Here is a 23,476-nt window from a genome sequence, read left to right as displayed (position 1 = left end):
AAATTATAAGAAGGGATAAATATGGAAAATAAAGATTATTCTCAACTACTTGGGGATTATAAAAATAAAATCGATGAATTATCAGTAAATGATTTAAACAACGACCAAAAAGCAATATGTAAAATGCTTTTAGAAAACTTACCTGATAAAACTCAATTACAAAACGTGTACCAATTTTTAATGCAAAGAGTAAAAATTGGATTTACATTTGATTCAGCACCTGAAATTAATAGCAAAACTATTTCAGTTCTTAAACACAACGATAAAAAATCTTTTAGATTCATTGAATCTAAAAGCGAAAACACCTTGATCATAGGTGAAAACTATGATGCTCTTAAAAATTTATTAGTAATAGAGAGAGAGAGAGAGAGAGTCGCGGCTTAGATTATAACTACGATGTAATCTATATTGACCCACCTTATAACACAGAATCAGCATATTCAGACGGAAATAACTCTGCAAATGACAAAGAAAATATTTCCGCTTCAAAATTTATATATCGTGATAAATTTAGTCGTAATGGTTGACTTAACATGATGAACGAAAGACTTAAATTAGCCAAGAAACTTCTCAAAGATGACGGAGTTATTTTTGTATCGATTGATGATAACGAACAAGCATATTTAAAAGTATTGATGGATGAGATTTTTGGAGAAGAGAATTTTATAACTAACTTTTTATGACAAACTAATTCTTCAAGTATGAAGTCAACTAATTTTGTTAAAAATAATTTTGAATATATCGTTTGTTACGTAAAAGATTTATCAAAAATAAAGGGATTTAGTAAACAACAAACGACAACAATAAAATTTAGTAATGTTGATAACGATCCAAAAGGTAATTGATTTAGTAGCAACGCTACATATAAATTTAATGAAAATAACCCTAAAACATTCCCTATTGTTTTACCAAACGGAAATAGCATAGTAAGAACATGACGTTTCACAGAAAAAGAATACTTAGAAAATAAAATTCCATTATACTTTAACGATAATAATGTTCCAAGAATTAAAATTTACGAAAATGAATGAATTACAAAAAAACCATACACAAATTTACTTATGAATTTTAACTTACAAAGTAAATGAATTACTGATGAATACAAGGAAAATATGCTGAACGATATCGCAATTATAGATTCATTTACGATTGCTAAAAATAAATTAAATTCAATTTTGCCAGATAATGAATTTTCAACACCAAAGCCCGAATCGCTAATTAAGTATTTAATAAACCTACACCCTAACAAAAACGCCCGTGTTTTAGACTTTTTCGCAGGTTCAGGAACAACCGGTCACGCTGTTTTAGAACTAAATAGAGAAGATGGTGGAAACAGAACTTTTACGCTTGTAACTAATAACGAAAACAATATTGGTTATGATGTTACTTACGAACGTTTATATAGAATAAATCACGGTATTGGTACAAATAATGAAACTTTTAAATGAACCGAAAAGAACGATCCATATAAACAAAACCTAAATGTTTTTGACTTAGAATATAGCAATATTAGCGTAGATCAAAACCAAACTAAAACAGAATATTTAGTTGATACACTTAGAGAATCATTAACTAAGTTTGAAGTCAAAGACATTAGCAATGATGAGTTCTTGAACAATTTAACTAATTTATATTCGTTAGATAAAGAGAAAGTTGACAAACCAGATGGAACTAACTAAAACCCAAAATAGAGCAGTTTCTCAACTCTTAGAACATTTTAATAACTCATATAGTCTTAAACAATCTAAAATAGTTGAATTTAAAGCACCGACAGGTTCAGGTAAAACTTTTATGATTGCTAACTTTATTGATAAAGCAATCACTATTAATAAACAAAGAGATAATAAACCTATTATTTTTGTAGTTATGACATTATCTAATGCCGAATTGCCTAAACAAATGGAAGATAATTTTAACGAATATAAATTTTATTTAGAAAATAGAAATGACCTTATTTTCGAAAGAAAAGAATCACCATCAAGTAGTAAAAATAATGTTAAAGACGCCGATTATACATTCAAAGTTGAAACTAATAAAGTATTTGTTCTAGGTGCTTCTTCATTCGGTGCTAACAGAATATATACTGAACAAGGTATTTTAGATAAGTTCATTTCTGAGATTTCAAACAATTACTTTGTTGTCTTTATTCGTGATGAAGCACATATCGGAACAAGTGAATCAGGGATTAAAGGTAAAAACAAACAAGCCGTTGAAAACTTTTACGAAAAAATGAGTAAAGCATCTAATTTTCAAATTAATATGACTGCTACACCAAAAGGTATTTATGAACAAGTTAAGATCAGCGAAAAAGAACTAAAAGAAGATGATATTAAATTACTTAAAATTAATGGTCATTTAAATGAAGGATTATCTGAAATTAACAGCGAACAACTTAGTGACTTAGAATTATTAGATGTTGCATGTGCTAAATTTAAAGAAATTAAGCAAAAGTATATAACTGAGGAAGGATTAATAGATAATATCAATCCTGCTATGTTAATTCAAGTAAATGATAAAAAAGCTAATGATAAAGATTTTGATGAAAAGATTGAAAATATAATCAAAACATTAAAAAAACATAATTTAACATGAGCTAAATACTTTTCTTCTGAAAAAATAGATTCAAACATGCGTGGTAACATTTCTTTAAAAAACATTTCTAAAAGAAGTTCAGATATTGATGTAATAATCTTTAAGGTCGGACCCGCAACTGGTTGAAACATACCGCGTGCTTGCATGTTAGTTCAATTAAGAAATGTATCTTCTGATAGTTTAAGCATCCAAACAATTGGTCGTATCAAACGTAATCCAAATCCAAGTTTTAAATTTGATGATAATTCAACAGCATATAGTTATTGAGTTTATTCTAATATTGAAAATATCGATAAAATAGATAAAGATAGAGAATTTAGTTCATATAAATTAAATAAAGAAAGTTTAAATGATAAGTTTTACTACGGAGAAATCAATAAAGAAGTTGAAAAAATAAAGGTTGATCTAAGTGATCAAATTGTTGAAGTGATTAAAAATAATAAAAATCAATTATTATCAAATTATAATTATTATTTAAACGACTACCAAAAAGAAGGATATATACCTTATAAAGAAGAAAAAATAATAGATAAAGAAAAAAATCAAGAATTACAATATATTAATAGAAAAATTAATAACATTATTGAAATGAGTCAATTTATAAATGAATTTAATACAAAAACCTCTAATATTCTGGATAAAAAAGATTTAAGAGCAATAGATCAATACTTTATTAATGATTATAAAGATCACATCCATTCACTACTTTGATATTCGTTTATTAAATTTATCTACCCTAAGGTCAAAAAATATGTATTAGATCAAAGGAAAAGACAAATTAATGAGCTTAATATCCGTGAATTTAAACTTATGTATGATAAACAATTACCATCTGATATTAATTTTGAAATAATTGATGAAGATTTTAAAATTGAGTTTGAAGAGCAAAAAATAAATTATCAATATGAATTGATATCATTGCTAAATAATAAATCTAAGCAAAGATTGCACTATTATGATTCAAATAACGAAAGAAGTTTTATTAATAGTATTGTTCAACTTTTTAAAGATGATTTAAAAAATAATAATTATAAAAATATATCTTTATTTAGAAATCCAGTACAAAATGGAATCTTTTATGAATATTATGATGAAGATAGTAATATCAAACGTCAATTTCCTGATTTCGTTTTAGTTTATAAAACAGATAAAATAGAACATCAAATTAATGTTGAAATTAAAGATTTTAACAATGATTATGATGAGATAAAAACAAGTAAAATCATTGATTCATATCAAGGTTATTATGAAGATAAAAATAATAATTTAATGCAAATTGTTACTTCCTTATTAATTCAAGTTGATAAATCAAATGTTGGATCTAATAAATTTATTATTGCAGGTGGCGGGAGTACAAACCATACAATAGAGAAAACTATTAAAGAAAACATCGGAACTAACCAAATAATAAGTTGAATATATAATTTAGCAAAAGATATTTAAAAATATAATGTACACTTGAAACTTCAATAAGTTTTCTGTGTACATTTTTTGTTAAAAGTTTAATTATTCAAAAAATAATACTACATATATTAGAATATATTTGAAAAAAAATACGTATTTACGCAAAAATATTAAATTTATAAAGAATTTATTTTAGTACAAACCACTTTTAAAGTTGCATTTCGTTTGCGAACATGCTTGGCATTTTAATTTATTTCTTAACTTTTTTTATAAAAAAGACTATATAATAGGTAATTTTGTTTTTGTTCCGCTGTTTAATGCTGTATTAAATTAAAAGTATTTCATATTTAAAAATATGAAATTATATTAAAACCATTAAATCTAAAACAAATAATAATACTATAATATTATTATAGATATTTAAGAAAAACGCGTATTTACGTGAAATAATTAAATAGGGTTGAAACGGAAATTTAAAGACCAAAATATTTAAACAAAATTATTAGTAAAAAATAACGGCAGAGTCAAAATTATTATTAGCATTAGAAGAAGTGGTAAATCTTATCTTTTATTTGAGTTATACAAAAAATACTTACTTACTAATGGTGTAAGTGAAAAACAAATTATAATGATTTCCTTAGACGGAATTGAAAACATCCAATATTGAAACCCAATAGATGATTACACAAGAACTAAATTAGAGTATATAGTACAAAAAATTGGGAATTATTTATTTTATGTTAAAAAGAGTATAATTAAACCAATGGAGAAACATATGAAAAAATTAAACTTACCAATTGATTTAAATATAAAACCAGTATCTATAAAAGAATTGGTTATTGAATTATGTAGAAATGAAATTTATTTATCTCAGTTCAGAAGTAGATCAAAAAAAGTTATAGAAATCATACCAAAAGAATTTTGAATAGAAACTGAAGATGGAACTTTGATATTTAATGAAAATTTAGAAGATCATGATTATTACATTTTATTAAACTTATTTGATGAAGAGGATTATCAAGTAGTTAAAAATAAAGATAATCTTAATGAATATTACTTAATCTCAGATGATTATGTTAATCATTTACTTGAACAATATGAAGAACTTGAAGATTATGGTTATGAGTTATCAAGATTTGATATTAGAATAAACAGTGAAGCTCTTGAACTTTGTTTAAAAGATTGTTATGCTTATGGTGAAATTCAAAAAGATACAATTAAATCTTTTGATAAATAAATTTTTTATTTCTTTTTGAGCATCGATTTTTTAAAGAAATTTACTTCTACTTTTTTACCTTGTAGTTTAATATCGATTATAAATTTAGATATTTTTTTGGACACTTGATGGTTTCCTATAATTTAAATTTTCTATATATTTGGGGTTCTTCAAATGGTCATTTAATGATATTTTTGCTAAGTACCTACATGATTCTTCAATATTTTTATTTTTATTAAAAAGATCATAAACACTTGCAAAATCTTCTTTATCTTCAACTGTAGAAAATGAAAAAAATAGCGGAACTGTACTTATGTTACCTTTATAATTGTAAATAAAATCTATCATTTTGTTAAATGAAAATATTTTTTCGCCTTTTAAAATAGATTCAAAAAAACTTGAAACAATGTTATTCGTTTCTAAATATTCTTTGTTAATTACATAATTATTCTTATTATTTTTTCTATAATTCCTAGTTTATATAGGTTTCCCACAAACATATTAAATCTATTTATTTTTTTGTTCTTATAAGAATAAATTTGTTCTTGTATACAAAATTCTTTAAATTTTTCTTCTAAATCATTAGGATTAAATTCGAGATTTGTTTTTGAAGATTGTTCTATTATCCAAACAATTAATTGATAATATTTATTAATAATATTGCTCGTTCTAAATTCTATTCCGGATATTTTATTAAATGTTATTATTTTCATAATTAGTTATTAGTATCTCCTCATCTTTTGATTCTTTATTTTTTCGTTAATAATTAGAATTTTTATAACTTTTTTATGTAATATACATTATATTTTTTCGATCATTTTTTTAAGATATCATTATCACTGTTTTTTGCAAAAAAAACATTAGAAAGAGCCAATTTTATATTATGTTTACTTAATTCATCTAATAAAAAAGCAATTTAATTTCATGTTTTCGTTTCAAATGTTATTATATGTTGAATTAGTAACTAAGTATAGAGGATCAAAATATAAAAAATCTTTGTTTGTTAGTTTTTTTCACTGATAAGTTGTTTTATAAAAGTAAAATCTTTTGAAGTAAAGACTATTTTTTTATTTTGAATATTATCGATATACGATTTAAATATTTGAAGTCTATTTTAGTTTAAAGTTTGTTTACCAGAAGGAATATTAAATTCATTTTTTGAGTTAAATCTTATTTGACTATTAAAACTATGAATAATTAATGCAAACAATAAGATATTACTATAAAAAGTTTTTTTATTTAGTTGATTATTATATTCTTCTTTCAATTTATTGAAATTATCTTCGAATTCTTCTTTTGATAAGATTTTAAAATCATTAAAATTATATTTTTTCATTATTTTTTCAATAGTAAAAGCATTTTTTTAATAGGTGTTTTATAAAAAACTTTTAGTAAATTTGTAAGATTTTTATCAATATCATTATAATGATATTTTTTTGCTTCAACATTAGAAAGGATAATGCCTCCACCACCAAAAATGTCATAAAAAACATTGATATCTTTAGAAAAAACACTTATTTGATAAAAATTTTTATATTTATCTACCAAATAATACAAAGGACTTCTATTTATTTTCTTCAAGATGGCTCTCAATTCTTTCGACAGATTTATCAAAATAAGTTTTATCAATTTCACCAACAATATATATTCTTTTTGTATTAATGCAAGCAATTGCTGTTGTACCAGAACCCATAAAAGGATCAAAAATAATATCATTTTATTTGTATGTGTTAATATAAGTTTTTCAATGACTTTACAGATTTTTGAGTTAGATGAATTTTATTTTTTAATCCATTAACTACTGATGATTTTAATTCAGGCCTAGATAAGGCTTTGACTTAGGTTTATTAAAAACTTATTTTGCCCCGGGTTTTACTGCTCATATAGCGAATTCGTAATCTCTAACATATCTTCTATTAGTATTTCTAGGCACAGGATTGCTTTTAACCCATCTCATCAAATCTTTTATTTTAAAACCTAATTTTTCCGAGCAATAACATATTTCACCAAAATTTTTATAATCATTTTTATAATCATTAAAAATAATAATAATAGAACCTATTTTTTAATGTATGGTGCAACTTGTATAATTCAGTCGGTTTGATTAAAACTATAATCCCATTCTCCGAAATCTATTCCACTTCTTCCGATAGTTTTGAAATTATTTTTTCTCGAAATGTTATAAGGAGGATCTGTAATAACTGCATCTATAAACATTGTTTTTTTCTTTTTGAAATTGCTTAATTAAATCTTTAAAATCTATATTTTGTATGGTACTGTTTAACATAACCCTCCTAAATGCTCAATAATTTAAACTAAATTACTAACCCTTTTTTAATAACTTGAATTAAATCATATATACTATTAATTTAAACACTTTTAAATGTGTTTTAAATGCAAATTTTATTTATTTTGGAGACTAACAGCAAAACAGGTTAAAGCCAATTTTTTGTTTTCGATTTTACTATGGATACATTATATTTTAATGTTATTAACCTACCTTAATTTCATAGTTCCTTATAATAATTTTCAAAAAACAATGTATTGTATTTGTTTTTTTTAAAAATTATCATACTTTTATTGTTCTTTCATTATTTTAATATTATTTATTCTATTTTTGTTGTTTTAATCATTTAAACAATTTAAGTATATCTTAGATTGAGTCTACTTATTACAAAAGATTGACACTTTCTATATTTTTTGATTGTAATTTTCTGTTATATAATCCATATGGTTACTCGGTTCATGTGGAGCCATTTTTTTATTAAAAAATTTCAAGTGTTCCACAACTATATTTTATATTAATTGTGTTGTACTTGAAATTACAATTTAGCAACGAACAAAACATAAATTTTGTTCGTTTTTTTATAATAAATGAATGTTTTCTTTTTTTAGTTCTTCTTTCATTTCTTTTGGTCAGTATGATGACTGTACTTCACCAATATGTTGTTTTTCTAGCATTAACATACTTAGTCTACTTTGACCAATTCCACCACCAATTGTGAGTGGTAAAGTGTTTTCTACTATACCTTTGTGGAACTCTGAAATGAATTTAACTTCTTCTTCACTCATTTTTGATTGAGCTATTATAGAATTTTTATCCACACGTATACCCATAGACGACAATTCTATTGCTTTATTTTTTCAAGGAGCATAAATTATTAAATCTCCATTTAATTTTCAATCATCATAGTCAAATGCTCTTTTAGATTGAACTACTCCAGACATCATAGGTCAACCAATTTGATAAACAAAAATAGTGCCTTTTTCTCTTGCTAACTCATTTTCCCTTTGTTCAGGAGTTAAATTAGGAAACATATTTTCTAATTCTTGTGAACTAACGAAAAATACATCGTTTGCAAAAACTTCTTGCAAATTATATTTTTCATTAATATATTTTTTTGTTTCTTTTACACAGTTGTAAATTTTATTAACAATATTTTTTAAAAAATTAACATTTCTATCTTTAGCAGTAATTATTTTTTCTCAATCTCATTGATCAACATAATATGAATGGGTATCATCTAAATCTTCTTCACGTCTAATTGCATTCATATCTGTATATAAACCTTCGTATGTTTCGAAATGATAGTCAAATAAAGCTTGTCTTTTTCATTTTGCAAGTGAGTGGACTATTTGTAATTCTGTTGTTGAATCTTTTGGTAAAAATTTAACCGGAGCTTCTCCGTTTAAACCATCATTTAATCCGGATTTTTTAGAAACAAATAATGGGGCAGTTGCTCTTGTTAAATTTAACTCTTTTTTAAGACCTTCTTGAAAATGTGCTTTCAGATCTTGAATAGCACTTTGAGTTTCTCTTATATTTAATTTTGACTTATACATATATTTCCTTTTATCCTAATTTTGTTTTATATATAATATTATATAGTGTAATCACATATACAAAAATAATTAATATGCATGATTGCAAGGGAGAAAAATGAAAATTGAAACAAATAAATCTTACTTTTTAAATGTATCTAGTTTACATAAAATTCATTATAAAATATATGGGAATTTAAAAGGAAAACCTGTTTTTGTAGTACACGGCGGACCAGGTGGTGGTAGTCATTATAAACTTTTAGAATTATTTGACCAAAATAAATTTATGATTATATTTATGGATCAACGTGGATGCGGATTAAGTACACCTTTTTTAGAACTACAAGAAAATAACACAAACGAATTAGTTGATGATATTGAAAAATTAAGAAATCATCTACAATTAGGAAAAATAATGCTATTTGGTGGTAGTTGAGGAACTACATTAAGTTTAATGTATGCGCTTAAATACACAAATAATGTTAGTCAAATATTATTAAGAGCGGTATTTTTGGGGCGTCAGGAAGATGTTGACTATTTATACGAAGAGAACGGAGCAAGTGACTTTTACCCTGATTTATATGAAGAATATAAAAATATAATACTAAAATATACGGGTAAAAATAATTTAGAAAAATATTATTACGCACTTAAAAACGAAGTAGACATCAATAAATTAAACAAAGTTGCAACAACTTTTTCAAATTGAGAAAGTGCTCTTGTTTCGATTAAAACCTTTGTTCCACAAGCAAATTTAACACAAGATCAAATTGATAATAATAGAGCAATTGCTCTAATGGAAACTCATTATTTTGTTAATAAAAGCTTTTTAGAAAGTGATAATTATATTTTAGAAAATGCACACAAACTATCGTCAATACCAACTTATATAGTTCATGGAAGACAAGATATTGATTGTAGACCAATTGGTGCATATTTATTACATAAAAAAATTAAAAATTCAAAATTATACCTAGTAGATTCAGCTAGCCACTCAACAAGCGAACCGCCTATTTGAAATAAAATAATGGAAATTTTAAAAAATATCTAGTTATATTTCAACTAGATATTTTTTATTATTTGAATTTGAAAAATTTTTTTAAATTAAAGATAATTTTTTTAATATTAGACGAAGTTTTTTTATTGATTAGTATGTCTATTTTATTGATTATAATACCTGATGCAACATCAGCGTTTGTGTTGTGTATATGAACAACATTTTTTGAGTACTTCTTAACTAAATTTAATAAATAAGGAGATAAATTATTGTCAGTTAAATAAAAATTATGAACTTCTTCAAAAAAATGAGTATTATTAATTTCGGCACTTCATCTAGATCTTTCTAACTCAGTAGTTGCGTTTTTGACTCCAAACAAGCGATTTATATTAGTTGTTTTGAAATCCTTAGTTATGACAAATATATAATCTAATTTTTCTTGCAATGCAAGAGAGACTAGGTATTTCATTTTTCAAAATTTTCAATATCACTTTTGTTTACTTGAAAAGTTGTTTAACTTAATATTAATTTCTGGATAAATAAAATCTTCAATCATGTGCCCGTCCATTATATTAATTGTATTAACTTGCATCTTTTTAATTTCTTTTAATCTGCATCTAAAGATATCCTTATGAAATTTATAACTATTAGTTTTAAGGTTATTTATATAATCTATGTACTCTTGTGAGTTTTCCTTAAAATCTTCGAATTTAGTAAATTTATTATAGTTAAAATAAGGATTTAATTTATCTATAAGTACTTCTTTACCGCTACCACTTGTTCCAATAAATGCAATTTTTACATTTTGTTTATTAGTTGTTACTAAGTAGAAATAAATTGATAATAACATATAAATAATATTAATTATCATAGTTGTCCAATTTAAAAACCCTACTCCTCCAAAAAAAATGAAAGAAAGTATATTTTTAAGGATTCAAACTGGTCATGAATCTCTAAAACCTAAAAGCATCATAATTAACGCTATAATTGATAATGCGTTAATTAGAGAATTTAATATTATTGCCGCTTGATAATAGTTAAAGTTTGTTCCGTATATTTGTGTCTTATCAAATTGATTTAGTAAAATTAATATTTCTTCGTGCAATAACGGAGTTACATAATAGAATAATACGCTCATCAAAATTGTTAAAAAAACAAAAAAAGTGGTTGAATAAATATTAGATCTAAAAAATTCGAAGTTTTTATTATTCTTAATAATTCTTGTTGTTTTAAAATAGGTAAAAATTAATATCGGTATATAGATAAATAAGTTGATAAAAGCATCTAATGGTATTTTAAAAGAAAACGCAAATAATGAAAATAATAATGCATTAAGAATACCTAGCGGATACCCTATTTTTTTATGATTAGAAAAAGCAATAACAGATAATACTCCCAATAGTGCAGAAAGTGAAACGCTAACACCAATCACCTTTTGCCATACACTACCAAACTCTCATATTCATGTTTTGTAGTCAAACGAATATAACGTGTTAAACCCTAAAAATATTATAATTATTGCTACAATTATCCTTTTAATTATATTTATATACATAATTAAATTATTATACTATAAAAAGGTAAAAAAGCATAAAAAACGGGTTTATTTGATAAAAAAATGTTTTTTATGCTAATTTCTAATAATTATTTTATATATTTTTCATCTAGTATTCCGATGTATGGTAAATTTCTAAATTTTTCCTGATAATCAAGTCCAAAACCTACCAAAAATTCATTAGGTACTGCAAACCCATAACAATCTGCCTCTAAATTAACTTTACGATTTTGTGGTTTATCCATTAAAGTTGCTATTTTAAAAGTCTTTGGCTCACGATTTAACAGCATTTTTTTTATTTTATCAAGTGTAATACCACTATCTATAATATCTTCGACTATCAAAACATCTTTACCTTTTATGTCTTGAGCTAAATCCATAATGATTTTAACACTTCCGCTAGAAGCGTGATGGCCACTATAACTGCTTGCTGTTATAAAATCGATTTCATGATCAACATTAACATGTTTAATTAATTCGGCTAAAAAGGGAATAGAACCTTTTAATAAGGCTACTATTATTAAATTTTCGCTATCTTTGTAAGTTTGATTAACTCATTTTGCAACTTCTTTTATTTTATTATTTACAAATTCTTCATCAAATAATATCTTCTTTATTTTTGGGTGTTTATTCATTTTATATCCTTTCTTTTTATAAAAAAAGCCATATTAAAATACGACTTTATATTATAAGTGTTTAACATCCATAATTTTAATTGTAAATTTCTTAACACCTTCAACTTCAACCTCATCACCAATTTCATGGTTCAACATAGCAACCGCCAATGGGCTAAATGTTGAAATTTTATTTTGAAACGGATCTGCGTCGTGTGAACCTGTAATCATAACAGTTTTTGTTTCATTTTTTTCTAAAATCAAAAATGTAACTTGTGAATTTATACCAATTCTATTATCTTGTTTATCTGAGTTAGACTCTATAATTTTAGAATTATCTAAAATATTTTCTAATTCTGAAATACGAGCTTCAACAATACCTTGTCTTTCTCTTGCCGCATCATACTCAGCATTTTCTGACAAGTCACCTTGTGCACGAGCTTCTTTTAAAGCTTCTTGCACAGATTTACGTTCAACATTAATTAATTGTTCATACTCTTTTTTATACTCATTATACTTTTCAATTGATAAGTAAATTATTTTTTTATCATCATTCATCTGGAAACTCCTCTAATTATTAATATTATTATACAATAAAGTTTATTTAACAATAAAAAGATATTTATTAGTTATGTGTGAAACTTCATATTTTATATTTTTAGTTTTTAATTCATTAATTAAATTATTAATTTCAGAATTCTTTATTTTTTTTAAATTAAAAACTAACATTCCATCTTTATTTAGTTTATTAAAATAATCTTTATATAAATCGAAAATATTTTTATTTTCCTTAAAAACTACTATTAAATCTAATAATTCATTATTATAAAGAAAAAGTGGTTTTGTAACATCTTCGGGATTATTATCTCTAATTTTTGTAAATTTATCAAAATCAAAATTGTTAATTAAATAATAGTTTTTGGCTGTAGTTTTTTCGCTTATTGCTATGTTAGGAAAAATATCATTTTCAGAAATAACCAACACATCTTGATATTTATTTAGATAAACAGTATTAATAATACCTTCAATATCTAAATCATCTGTTTTGGATTTTAATTTATCTTTTAATTCAAAAGGTAAAGTTCCAATATCGTTTCTTAAACTTTCAATTTTAATTAATGTTTCTTGTCTAGATTTATTGATAAAATTATTTCTGATTTTTTTTGCTCAAATATTAATACCTACATAAACCACTATTCCTATTATAAATACAACAACTGCAGAGATAGCTAAACCAATATTAGTAGGTGTTCAAGTCATTAATTATTTACCTCACTTATGCTTGTAATAATCTAAATAATCGTTTAAGATAATTTGGGCCGCTAAACTATCTTTATATTTTTTACTTTTTGTAGTATTTAAGCCACCTTGTTTTAAAATTTCTTTAGCTCTTTTTGTAGAATATTGTTCATTAACGAGCATGACTGGAATTTCAAAATTTTTCTCAAGTAAAATTTTAAATTTTTCAACCATTAAAGTTCTGTCGCTTTTATCTCCGCTTATTTTAAGAGGATAACCTAACACAAAACCATCTATTTTATAAATGGATAGATAATACTTTATTCTTTCAATTACTAAATTAAAATTATTTTCTTCAAACATAAAATTTTCAATTGATGAAGAAATTATTTCACTCTCATCGGTAATTGCGAAACCACAGGATTTTATCCCTAAATCTAACCCTAATTTTCTCATTTTAAACTTTCAATTACAAAGTCTTTAACTTTATCTTTTGATTCTATTTTCCCCATTGTTAAAATAGAATTTCCACCACCTTTTCCGTTAAATTTATCAAAAATTTGAGTTGCAATATATTTTGAATCATATTTTTTTGATGAAACTACTAACATAGGATTAGAATCATCAGAAATTGCAATAACTAAAGAATTAATATTTTTTTCTCTTAAAGTTGTTCCGATATTCTTAATTGTTTTTTTATCGATATCTTCTAAATAAATCAACTCTTTATTATCTATGATTTCTTTTTCTATATTATCAAAATCAAAACTAAAATCATTTTCTTGTTTCTTCATTATAGAAACATAATCGTTACGTATTAAATTGCTTATATTTTTTAAATATTTAATAGCATCTTCATTATCATCAGGTATTTCTAGGTTGAATTGATAATTAGAATCCAACTTTGCATTACGTTCTATTAAGTTATCAACTTCAACAATAAGTTGATTTTTTTGGTCCTCTAAAAACTCATCAACTAATAAATTTGAAGAAATTGCTCTAATTCTATAAACTCCTGCCGCCTTTTTCTCAACATTAGTTATTTTAAAGTTTTCAAGCTTCTCTGTGTTAGATAAGTGTGTCCCACCACATAAATCGGCAGTTATGTTTTCAAATTCAACAATTCTTACAAAATTAGGATCCATATATTCATTTTCTTCTAATGTCATGATTGCACCCATTTGTTTAGCTTGCTCTGTAGACATCATTAAATATTCACGATTAGCCTTTTGAGCAATAAAACTACGCACTAACTCTTCAACTCTTTCTATTTGTTCTTCGGTAGGTTTAGTTTCAGAAGGTAAGTCAAAAGTTAATCTTTCTTCATTGTTATCACTACCTAACTGTTTAACTTCATTTCCTAAAACCTCTCTTAAAGCACGGAATAATAAGTGTGTACCTGAATGGTTTCTTTCTAATCCTAGTCTAATTACAGGATCTACATAACAGTGTACTGGTATTTTTTTATCTATTGTACCTTCTACTTTATGAATGTGATTCCCGAATTTATCTTTAAATACATCTAAAATTAAAATTTTATTATTACCTTGTTGTATGTAACCTCTATCATGTTTTTGACCACCACTTGTTGCGTAAAAAGGAGTTTCATCCAATACGACATAGCTTATTTGGTCTGAATAATCTATTTCGTTTTCAATATTTAACAAATACAAAATATTGCTTTCTGATTCAAGATTAGTATAACCAATAAATTTATCTACTTTTGATTTAATTATTGTTAATGAGTTAATAACTTTATCCATACCAGACACTTTAGAGTGTTTGCTTGCTTCTGAATGTTTTAATTTGGCTTCTTCAAACGATTCTGTTTCAATAGAAATATTTTTTTGTTCAAGAATTTCTGTTGTTAACTCAATTGGAAATCCGTATGTTTCAAAAAGTTTAAAAGCAACATCACCAGGAAACACTTTAACATTCTCATCTATGTATTTATCTAATAATTTTTTACCATTATCAATTGTTTTTAAGAAAGTTATTTCTTCTTGTTTAATAATTTCTTCAATTCTTTTTGTCTCATACTCAAAAGGTAAAGTTTCTTTAACAACTTTAACTAATTTATATAAAAATAAATCATTTATACCAAGCGAAATTGCTTTGTAAGAACTACGTCTAATTAATCTTCTTAAGATATAACCACGACCAGTATTTGAAGGTTTAGCACCATCAGCAAGAGCGTTAACAACAGTTCTCATGTGATCTGCAATTATTTTAAAATTAGTATTAATTTCTGTTTGAATAGGATCTTTATCAAAATAATTTTCAATAACATATTTTTGAGTTGTATACTCTTCTATTTTATGAATTATCGGTAAAAATAAATCAGTATCAAAATTGGTTGGTGCATCTTGTAATATTGATACTATACGTTCTAAACCAGCACCAGTATCAATATTTTTTTGTTTTAATTCGGTATAATTACCATTTCCGTCAGAATTAAAAGTTGAAAAAACTATATTTCAAATTTCAATGTATCTATCGTTTTCTAAATCTTCTTTAAGTAATTCAATTCCTCTTGAATCATATTTTTCACCACGATCATAAAAAATCTCTGTATTAGGGCCACAAGGTCCAGAGCCAACTTCTCAAAAATTAGTATCTTTATTCCCGGGTATCATATGTGATTCATCAAAACCTTGTTCAATTCATATTTTTTTAGTTTCTAAATCTTCAAAATAGTAGGTAAAGTATAATTTGTCCTTTTCTAACTTCAATTCATTAATTAAAAATTCAGCCGCAAATTCAATTGCCTCTTTTTTAAAATAATCACCAATAGAAAAGTTCCCTAACATTTCAAAAAAAGTATGGTGTCTTGCTGTAATACCAACATTTTCGATATCATTTGTACGAATTGATTTCTGTGAGTTAGCAATTCTCTTTGAAGGTGGTATTTTTTTTCCAGAAAAATAATCTTTTAAAGTAGCTACACCACTATTAACTCATAAAAGTGATGGATCATTTTGAGGAACCAAACTTTTTGAAGGTTGTATAAAATGACCTTTTGACTCAAAAAAACTAAGTCATTTTTCTCTAATTAATTTTGAATTCATATTAACCTCTTAACTTTTAAATATATTCGATTTTTTTATCATCGATATAAATTTCATCTATTGTTGCACCACCAATGCATTTTTCTCCATCGTATAAAACAACTTGTTGTCCAGGTGTAACAGCAAGCGATTTTTGTGGATAATAAACTTTTATTCTTGTTTCATCTAAAATTTCTAACCTCACAGGAACATCTACTTGTCTATATCTAAATTTTGCTGTTAAATTATCTAAATTATAATCATCATGGTTAAATGTGTAACCAGAAGCTATTAATGCATCGGACTTTAAAAATTCAGGTCTAGAGTTAGGTGCTACAAATATTATATTTTTACGAACATCTCTACCACAAACATAATATGGTTCGCTCATACCGCCTAAATTTAATCCCTTACGTTGTCCAATTGTGTAATAAAAAGAACCTACATGTTTTCCAACAACTTTTTGAGTAGTTATATCAACTATATCTCCACTTTGAGCAGGAATGTAATTTTGCAAAAATTGAGTAAAATTACGTTCACCAATAAAACAAATACCAGTAGAATCTTTTTTGGATGCAGTTGCTAAATTTTGCTCCTTAGCAATTTCTCTTATTTCAGTTTTTTCTAAATTCCACAATGGCATTTTAACTTTCTTAAGTTGCTCGTGTGTTAATTGTGATAAAAAATAAGTTTGATCTTTGTTTTGATCTTTAGCTCTATACAAACGACCATCCAATACATGCGCATAGTGTCCCATGGCAATATAATCTGCTTTTAAAACACTAAATGCATACTTAGCAAATGCGTTAAATTTTATGAATTTATTACACAAAATATCTGGGTTTGGAGTTCTTCCTTTTTTATATTCATCGATAAAGTTTTGAAAAACATTATTTCAATACTCTGCAACAAAATCTACTCTATGTAATTTAATGCCTAACTTATCTGCAACTAGCTGAGCATCATGATAATCCATTTCTTGTGTACAAATTTCATTATTTATTTCTTTATTACCTAAAATATCATTATTAACTATTGAATCTCAATTACGCATGAATAAACCTTCAACATCGTAACCTTCTTTTTTTAATAAATACGCAGCAACTGATGAATCAACACCACCACTCATACCAATTACAACTTTAATATTTTTTTTATTCATTTAGCCTCGTTTCAAAGATTTTATAAAAAATCTAAATTTATTATAAAATAATAATATTATTTAAATTATAATAAAAAACTTACTTTTTTAATATCAAAAAATTAATTATAAAAATATTTTTTTAAATATTTTATTCAATAGAATTAAAAAGTAATTAAAAATGTATAATAGTTAATCATTAGAAAGGATATTTATGTTTGAAAAATTAAAGAAAATATTTAGCAAATTTGAAGAAAAAAACGAATCTAAATTAACAGAATTATACCCTGTAGCAAACGGGAAATATGTTAAATTAACTGATGTTAAAGATCCCGCCTTTAGTTCATTAGCAATGGGTAATGGTTTTGCAGTAGAATTAGAAGAAAAAGAAGGTTTAATTGATATTCTTTCACCAATTGATGGTTCAATTAAATTAGTTTTCCCTTCAAAGCACGCCATAGGTATAGTAAACGACAAAGGGATAAATGTATTAATTCATATAGGTATTGAAACTGTTGGTTTAGATGGTAAAGGTTTTGAAACCTTGGTAAATGTTGGCGATTCTGTTTCTAAAGGTCAACCTCTTGTTAGCGTTAATCTTGATGTATTAAATGAAAATAATTTAGATACAACAACAATGGTTGTAGTTCTACCAGAATCAAACACAAATACATTGAATATTTTAAATAATTACAAAACAGGTGATAAATTAGAAATGTTACAACCTGTAGTTAATGTTGAATAATTAAAAAAGAGCCACCGCTCTTTTTTAATTATCAGTTTTTTCTTCAATTTCAAATTTAAATGACTTTTGTTCATTATTAACCAAAAGAATAACTGTAAAAATAAATTTATTTCCTTCTTTTGATAAATCTATCTTTTTATTGCTTTTAAATGTTACACTTGAATCTGTGTCGGATTTTAAAAGTAAAATTCTATTATCTTTTCCGTTTCCTCCTCCTTTTACACCATAAAAGGAGTTGCTACCAACTTTATAAAGTTGCATTTTATTTACAGATTTTTTATCAGATGATTTTTCTTTATACTTTAAATAAAACTTTTCTTTATCTAACTCAAAATATTTAGTTCTTTCTTCTTCTGTTCCTTCTATTATTGTACTTTCTTCTTTAGAATCTTTCGAAATTTCTGTTGTTGTAGTTTCGGATGAACTTTCTGTACCGGCGCTTTCGTTTGAGACACTACCATCGCCTGTTTCTGTTGTTGTGGTTGCAGGAGTACTTTCTGTACCAGCACTTTCGTTTGCGCTACCCTCGTTTGGTTTAGTTGTTGTAGTTTCAGGTGAACTTTCTGTACCAGCACTTTCGTTTGAGACACTACCATCGCCTGTTTCTGTTGTTGTGGTTGCAGGAGTACTTTCTGTACCAGCACTTTCGTTTGCGCTACCCTCGTTTGGTTCTGTTGTTGTAGTTTCTGAAGATGAATTTCCTGTACCGGCACTTTCGTTTGAACTACCCTCATTTGCTTCGTTTGAATTTATATTTTTTGTTTCTTCAATTTCGTTACCAAATGGTATTTCAAATGTTTGAATCTTATCGACATTTTTGTATTTTAATTTTATGTTAATCAATCATTTTTTATTTTGGTCATCCTTTTTAATCACTGATTCAGGGTCTTTTTTGATTAACTCAAAATCATTAACATTAAGACCATCTTTAATTACAAAAATTATATTATTTTCGCTGTCGCTCATACCTTTTAAACCATAAAAAGGTGCACCATTATTTTTGTTTTCATCTTTATGTAAATTATAGCCTTGAATTAAAATTCCGGTCTCTTCAACGTTTTTAGGTTTCTTTTCTTTGTAATAATTAACAACCATTTCTCTAAATTTCGTTTCATCTTTTAATGATAAAAATTCAGTTATCATAGATTCTTCATTGGTTACGCCATTTGAAGAATTATTTGTTTCATTAGTTTTTTCACTGTTTGTTTCGCTTGCATTTGTTTCATTAGTTTTTTCGATGTTTTTTTCGCTTGCGTTTGTTTCATTAGTTTTTTCGATGTTTGTTTCGCTTGCATTTGTTTTATCAACCTTTTTGTCATTTTGCTGACTAGAACAAGAAATACTTAAAGGTGTTGCCGCCGTTAAAATTGTCGAAACTAGTAATATATTTTTAAATTTTATTTTCATTTTGATTACTTTTCCCTTCTTATTTTTTCATAGAAATTATATAAAAATGATGTTTTAGCAATATTTTTATGCATCTTTAACCACTAATATGTTTTTTTGATAATGAAAAATATTTAAATCTTTTATTTAATTTAATAAAAAACATTTAAATATTCAATTTTATTTTATGAAAATAAACTTTTCGAAAATAAAATTGAAAACCACTTAAAATTAATATAAAATTATTTATTTTATAAATTTAAAAAATGTTATATAATAATCTTGCTAATTATTTAAACGGCACCATAGCCAAATGGCCAAGGCATGAGTCTGCAAAACTTTGATTACGGGTTCGAATCCCGTTGGTGCCTCCAAAATTTAATTATATTAGTATTAAAAAAAAGCGCCCGTAGCTCAATTGGACAGAGTGTTAGGTTACGGCCCTAAAGGTTGCGGGTTCGACTCCTGCCGGGCGCGCCATTTGATTTATTTCACCAAATTAAAAATCTCTATGATTACTAAATTTCATAGAGATTTTTTTATCAAAAAAATACTTTCTCAAAGCGAAAAAGTATTTTTTTGATTTTATAATTAATTTTGTTTTGCTGGTTTTGTTTGTAAAAATAATTCATTTAATTGTTCTTCATCAACACTCGAAGGTGCTTCGGTGAACAAATCTTCATTTCTTGAATTTTTAGGAAACGCAATAACATCTCTAATTGTTTTATGTTTTGTAATTAACATAATAATACGATCAATTCCTAAACCAATTCCACAATGTGGTGGAACTCCATATTCTAAGGCTTTTAAGAAGAATCCGAACTTTGCTTGTTGTTGTTCTTTTGTTAGATTAATTAAGTCAAACATCTTTTCTTGAACTTCCTTTTGATGTATTCTAGCAGATCCAGAACCTAATTCGAATCCATTCATTACTAAGTCATAACTTTTTGCCTTAATAAGTGATTTATCTATTTTATCTATTTCTTCTAAAGAGTGATCAAACTGTGTAAATGGGTGATGTGCAGCGGCTCATGAATCATTTTCTTCATTATATTCAAACATAGGGAATTTAACTACTCATTTAAAATTAAATTCATCTTCGTTAGCTCAATTAAATCAAGAATTTAATTCTACACGTAATGCTCCTAATGCTTGTGAAGCATTTTCATATTTGTTAGCAACGATTAAATATGAACCATCTTTAATTTTTTGTGAATTAATTAATTTATCTACATATTCTTGGGCTTTAGAAGCAAAATTAGTTAATAATATTTGATTATTTTCTACAACAAAATAAAATAGAGCATTAGCTTTATTTTTCTTTGCTATTTCTTCTAATTTTTTATGATCTTTTTTGTTGATTAATTCATCAATTCTTAACATTCTAACAGATTCAGCACTTGAAATAATGTTAAAATCAGAGCCTTCAAAAAATTCTTTAACGTCTACAATCTTATTATCAAATCTAAAGTCAGGTTTATCTGAACCATAATCTCTAATACATTGATCATATTCGACGCGATCAAAAGGTATTTTTAAATCAATATTTAAAACTTTCTTAAATGCATATTGAAACATTTTTTCAATATGTCCTTGAAATGTTTCTACATCTAAAAAACTTGTTTCAATGTCTAATTGTGTAAATTCAGGTTGTCTATCTTTACGTGAATCTTCATCTCTAAAACAACGTGCTATTTGGAAGTATTTTTCAAATCCGGATATCATTAATAATTGTTTAAATAACTGAGGACTTTGCGGTAAAGCATAAAAAGAACTATAATTACGTGTTGGAACTAAAAAATCACGTGCACCTTCAGGAGTTGCTTTAGATAAAATCGGAGTTTCTATTTCAGTAAAATCTATGTTTTGTAAGTATTCTCTAATGGCAAAAATAAATTTATTTCTAACTGCAATTGTTTTTTGCATTATAGGTCTTCTTAAATCTAAAAAGCGATATTTAAGTCTCAATTCTTCTTTTGTGTCAATATCATCTCTGATTTGAAAAGGTAATTGTTCTTTAGATAAAGATAAAACTTCATATTCTAAAACGTTAATTTCAATATCTCCTGTTTCTAAGTTAGGATTTTTATCCTTTCTTTCAACTACAATACCTTTAACTTTTAAAACACTTTCTTTATTAAATTTTATATCACCTTTAAATACTAATTGTGTGATGCCGTGTTTATCTCTTAGATCAACAAAACTCAACTCACCAAATTTACGTTTATTAGCAACTCAACCATATAAAACGACTTCTTTGTCTACATCAGTCAATCTTAACTCATTATTTTTAATTGTCTTATTCATCTTTAAGTAGGTTCTCCTCAATATAATTCTCAATATTGTTAACATCTAAATCAGAAATATCACATTCTTCGATAAATCTTAGTAAATCAGCTATTCCTTGGTTATTAAATGAAAATATTATTTTATCATTAGTTTGTAAGTTTTTTGCAGTTAATAAATTTTCTTCGTTTTTAATATCATCATAAATCAAAATACTTGCATTACGTTTCTTTGCTTTCTCGAAAACTTTTTTTGGTTTTAATGTCGAATACTCAAAATGAACATTATTCAACACCTGCACTAAATGTTTATATGTTAAATCAAATAATTGATTTTTACTTTGTCCACCTAATGAACTAGAAACAAAAACATCAACATAATTTATCTCTTCGTTAAAATTAGTTCTTTCAATATATTTATTTCTAATGACATCAATAACTCGATCAACTCCCATACCAAAACCTATGCTCGATAAGTCTTTTGGACCACCCAATTCATGAATTAAATTAGAGTATCTTCCACCTCCGATTAGAGTAGATTGTGAACCGGACATTTCGCTAGTAGATACTAATTCAAAAACTGTTTCGTCATAATAATCTAAACCACGAACAAGTTGTGGAGAAACTTCATATTCGATACCGAATCTATCTAAAGTATCTTTTAATTTTTTAAAATATTCTTTTGAATCTTCGGTTAAATAATTATAAATTTTAGGAGCTTTTATTACAACATCTTTCTTCGAATCGTTCTTATCATCTAAAATTCTAAGTACTTTGCCAGTTGAAACTCTTTTTTGCGAAACTTCACTTAATTCATTTAGATGTTTTTTAAAATATTCTACTAATGCAAGTTCATATTTTTTTCGTGACTCTTTATCTCCGATTGTGTTTATCAAAATTTTATGTTCAACTTCTAGATATTCTAAAATTTCATGTGCAACAATTATAGCTTCAGCGTCTTTTAAATAACATTTTTCGCCAACATGTTCGATTCCCGCTTGATAAAACTGACGATATCTACCTTTTTGTGGCTGCTCATATCTAAACATAGGCTGAATATATGCGAATTTTTGAATAGTATCTTGCTGTCATTTGTTTTCAATATAGGCACGAACAAAAGGTGCGGTTCCTTCTGGACGTAATGAAATTTCGCGCTCAGATTTGTCCTTAAATTCATATATTTCTTTATTTACAATTTCTGATTCTTGCATCGAACGAACAAAAAGATTTTTATATTCAATAATAGGTGTTTCAACAAAATTAAAACCATGTTTTATAACTATATCCTCAAATATTAAAGTTATCATATGTTTAATGTCAAACTCTAAAAAATTATAATCTTTTGTTCCTTTTATTTTATTAATCATTTTTCTCCTTTAATAAACTGAATTTATGATGTATTTAATTTATATATATTTTATATTATTTTGATT

23 protein-coding genes and 2 tRNA genes are annotated in these 23,476 nt (G+C 25.5%); 8 read left to right on the top strand and 17 right to left on the bottom strand.

Going from position 1 to position 23,476, the window contains the following annotated elements:
- Positions 1–21: 21 nt before the first annotated feature.
- The 4 genes from KQ876_RS03745 (at position 22) to KQ876_RS00625 (ending at position 5,233) form a co-directional block, all read left to right on the top strand.
- Positions 22–384, top strand: a complete 363-nt coding sequence (locus KQ876_RS03745) for a type III restriction endonuclease subunit M (RefSeq protein WP_253282212.1) — start codon at positions 22–24, stop codon at positions 382–384.
- Entirely contained in the window at positions 345–1,679 is a 1,335-nt protein-coding gene (locus tag KQ876_RS03740) for a site-specific DNA-methyltransferase (protein ID WP_308699360.1), read from the top strand. The genes KQ876_RS03745 and KQ876_RS03740 overlap by 40 nt, the downstream gene beginning before the upstream one ends.
- Positions 1,666–4,035 (top strand): DEAD/DEAH box helicase family protein, encoded by a 2,370-nt coding sequence (locus KQ876_RS04250; protein ID WP_216489817.1) that lies wholly within the window; start codon positions 1,666–1,668, stop codon positions 4,033–4,035. The genes KQ876_RS03740 and KQ876_RS04250 overlap by 14 nt, the downstream gene beginning before the upstream one ends.
- 589 nt (positions 4,036–4,624) lie before the next feature.
- A complete protein-coding gene (locus tag KQ876_RS00625) occupies positions 4,625–5,233 on the top strand; it encodes a hypothetical protein (RefSeq protein WP_253282211.1) in 609 nt (202 codons plus the stop codon).
- Between the two features lie 84 nt (positions 5,234–5,317).
- On the opposite strand, the gene KQ876_RS00620 is transcribed toward KQ876_RS00625, so the two are convergent.
- The 7 genes from KQ876_RS00620 to KQ876_RS00590 form a co-directional block, all read right to left on the bottom strand.
- Positions 5,318–5,560, bottom strand: coding sequence for a hypothetical protein (locus KQ876_RS00620; RefSeq protein WP_205852479.1), 243 nt, complete (start codon positions 5,558–5,560; stop codon positions 5,318–5,320).
- A gap of 89 nt (positions 5,561–5,649) precedes the next feature.
- Positions 5,650–5,925 carry a hypothetical protein gene (locus KQ876_RS00615; protein ID WP_216489815.1) on the bottom strand — a complete coding sequence of 92 codons (276 nt, stop codon included), beginning with the start codon at positions 5,923–5,925 and terminating at the stop codon, positions 5,650–5,652.
- A 401-nt stretch (positions 5,926–6,326) separates the two neighbouring features.
- Positions 6,327–6,548, bottom strand: a complete 222-nt coding sequence (locus tag KQ876_RS00610; protein WP_216489813.1) for a hypothetical protein — start codon at positions 6,546–6,548, stop codon at positions 6,327–6,329.
- The gene (locus tag KQ876_RS00605) at positions 6,548–6,793 is read right to left on the bottom strand and encodes a DNA adenine methylase (protein ID WP_216489811.1); all 246 of its coding nucleotides are present in this window, start codon (positions 6,791–6,793) and stop codon (positions 6,548–6,550) included. Before KQ876_RS00605 ends, KQ876_RS00610 begins: the two co-directional genes overlap by 1 nt.
- Positions 6,777–6,920: a DNA methyltransferase gene (locus tag KQ876_RS00600; RefSeq protein WP_308699359.1), complete on the bottom strand. Its 144-nt coding sequence runs from the start codon at positions 6,918–6,920 to the stop codon at positions 6,777–6,779. The genes KQ876_RS00605 and KQ876_RS00600 overlap by 17 nt, the downstream gene beginning before the upstream one ends.
- 350 nt (positions 6,921–7,270) lie before the next feature.
- The gene (locus KQ876_RS00595; protein WP_216489806.1) at positions 7,271–7,429 is read right to left on the bottom strand and encodes a hypothetical protein; all 159 of its coding nucleotides are present in this window, start codon (positions 7,427–7,429) and stop codon (positions 7,271–7,273) included.
- 648 nt (positions 7,430–8,077) lie between these two features.
- On the bottom strand, positions 8,078–9,055 hold the full coding sequence (locus tag KQ876_RS00590; RefSeq protein WP_216489804.1) for an aspartate--ammonia ligase: 978 nt from the start codon (positions 9,053–9,055) through the stop codon (positions 8,078–8,080).
- 97 nt (positions 9,056–9,152) lie between these two features.
- Here KQ876_RS00590 and pip point away from each other — a divergent pair, with 97 nt between their 5' ends.
- The gene (pip, locus tag KQ876_RS00585; protein ID WP_216489802.1) at positions 9,153–10,085 is read left to right on the top strand and encodes a prolyl aminopeptidase; all 933 of its coding nucleotides are present in this window, start codon (positions 9,153–9,155) and stop codon (positions 10,083–10,085) included.
- A gap of 25 nt (positions 10,086–10,110) precedes the next feature.
- Here pip and pnuC read toward each other — a convergent pair whose 3' ends face one another.
- The 7 genes from pnuC to mnmA all read right to left on the bottom strand — a co-directional run bounded on the left by pnuC (position 10,111) and on the right by mnmA (position 17,648).
- Positions 10,111–11,586 carry a nicotinamide riboside transporter PnuC gene (gene pnuC, locus KQ876_RS00580; RefSeq protein ID WP_216489800.1) on the bottom strand — a complete coding sequence of 492 codons (1,476 nt, stop codon included), beginning with the start codon at positions 11,584–11,586 and terminating at the stop codon, positions 10,111–10,113.
- Positions 11,587–11,675: 89 nt separating this feature from the next.
- Positions 11,676–12,221 (bottom strand): hypoxanthine phosphoribosyltransferase, encoded by a 546-nt coding sequence (hpt, locus tag KQ876_RS00575; protein WP_205852327.1) that lies wholly within the window; start codon positions 12,219–12,221, stop codon positions 11,676–11,678.
- Positions 12,222–12,272: 51 nt separating this feature from the next.
- On the bottom strand, positions 12,273–12,758 hold the full coding sequence (gene greA, locus KQ876_RS00570) for a transcription elongation factor GreA (protein ID WP_205852326.1): 486 nt from the start codon (positions 12,756–12,758) through the stop codon (positions 12,273–12,275).
- Positions 12,759–12,800: 42 nt separating this feature from the next.
- On the bottom strand, positions 12,801–13,460 hold the full coding sequence (locus tag KQ876_RS00565) for a BC85_0335 family putative methyltransferase (RefSeq protein ID WP_216489798.1): 660 nt from the start codon (positions 13,458–13,460) through the stop codon (positions 12,801–12,803).
- Positions 13,461–13,463: 3 nt separating this feature from the next.
- Positions 13,464–13,895 (bottom strand): Holliday junction resolvase RuvX, encoded by a 432-nt coding sequence (gene ruvX / locus KQ876_RS00560; protein WP_216489796.1) that lies wholly within the window; start codon positions 13,893–13,895, stop codon positions 13,464–13,466.
- Complete coding sequence (alaS, locus tag KQ876_RS00555; protein ID WP_216489794.1) at positions 13,883–16,507, bottom strand: alanine--tRNA ligase; 2,625 nt, start codon at positions 16,505–16,507, stop codon at positions 13,883–13,885. The genes ruvX and alaS overlap by 13 nt, the downstream gene beginning before the upstream one ends.
- Before the next feature lie 16 nt (positions 16,508–16,523).
- On the bottom strand, positions 16,524–17,648 hold the full coding sequence (gene mnmA, locus KQ876_RS00550; protein ID WP_216489792.1) for a tRNA 2-thiouridine(34) synthase MnmA: 1,125 nt from the start codon (positions 17,646–17,648) through the stop codon (positions 16,524–16,526).
- Between the two features lie 193 nt (positions 17,649–17,841).
- On the opposite strand from mnmA, the gene KQ876_RS00545 reads away from it, so the two are divergent.
- On the top strand, positions 17,842–18,372 hold the full coding sequence (locus KQ876_RS00545; RefSeq protein ID WP_205852321.1) for a PTS glucose transporter subunit IIA: 531 nt from the start codon (positions 17,842–17,844) through the stop codon (positions 18,370–18,372).
- A 24-nt stretch (positions 18,373–18,396) separates the two neighbouring features.
- Here the strand turns inward: KQ876_RS00545 and KQ876_RS00540 are convergent, their stop codons facing one another.
- Positions 18,397–19,779, bottom strand: a complete 1,383-nt coding sequence (locus KQ876_RS00540; RefSeq protein ID WP_216489790.1) for a hypothetical protein — start codon at positions 19,777–19,779, stop codon at positions 18,397–18,399.
- Positions 19,780–20,057: 278 nt separating this feature from the next.
- On the opposite strand from KQ876_RS00540, the gene KQ876_RS00535 reads away from it, so the two are divergent.
- Both KQ876_RS00535 and KQ876_RS00530 read left to right on the top strand, forming a co-directional pair.
- A tRNA-Cys gene (locus tag KQ876_RS00535) sits at positions 20,058–20,132 on the top strand.
- A 29-nt stretch (positions 20,133–20,161) separates the two neighbouring features.
- Positions 20,162–20,238: transfer RNA gene (locus KQ876_RS00530), tRNA-Arg, on the top strand.
- Between the two features lie 111 nt (positions 20,239–20,349).
- Here the strand turns inward: KQ876_RS00530 and aspS are convergent.
- Positions 20,350–22,065, bottom strand: a complete 1,716-nt coding sequence (gene aspS, locus KQ876_RS00525) for an aspartate--tRNA ligase (RefSeq protein ID WP_216489788.1) — start codon at positions 22,063–22,065, stop codon at positions 20,350–20,352.
- Entirely contained in the window at positions 22,058–23,410 is a 1,353-nt protein-coding gene (gene hisS, locus KQ876_RS00520; protein WP_205852468.1) for a histidine--tRNA ligase, read from the bottom strand. The genes aspS and hisS overlap by 8 nt, the downstream gene beginning before the upstream one ends.
- Positions 23,411–23,476: the final 66 nt, after the last annotated feature.

Source organism: Mycoplasma sp. CSL7491-lung, assembly GCF_018913965.1.
Classification (GTDB): domain Bacteria; phylum Bacillota_I; class Bacilli_A; order Mycoplasmatales; family Metamycoplasmataceae; genus Mycoplasmopsis.
This window is presented reverse-complemented; position numbering and strand designations above follow the sequence as displayed.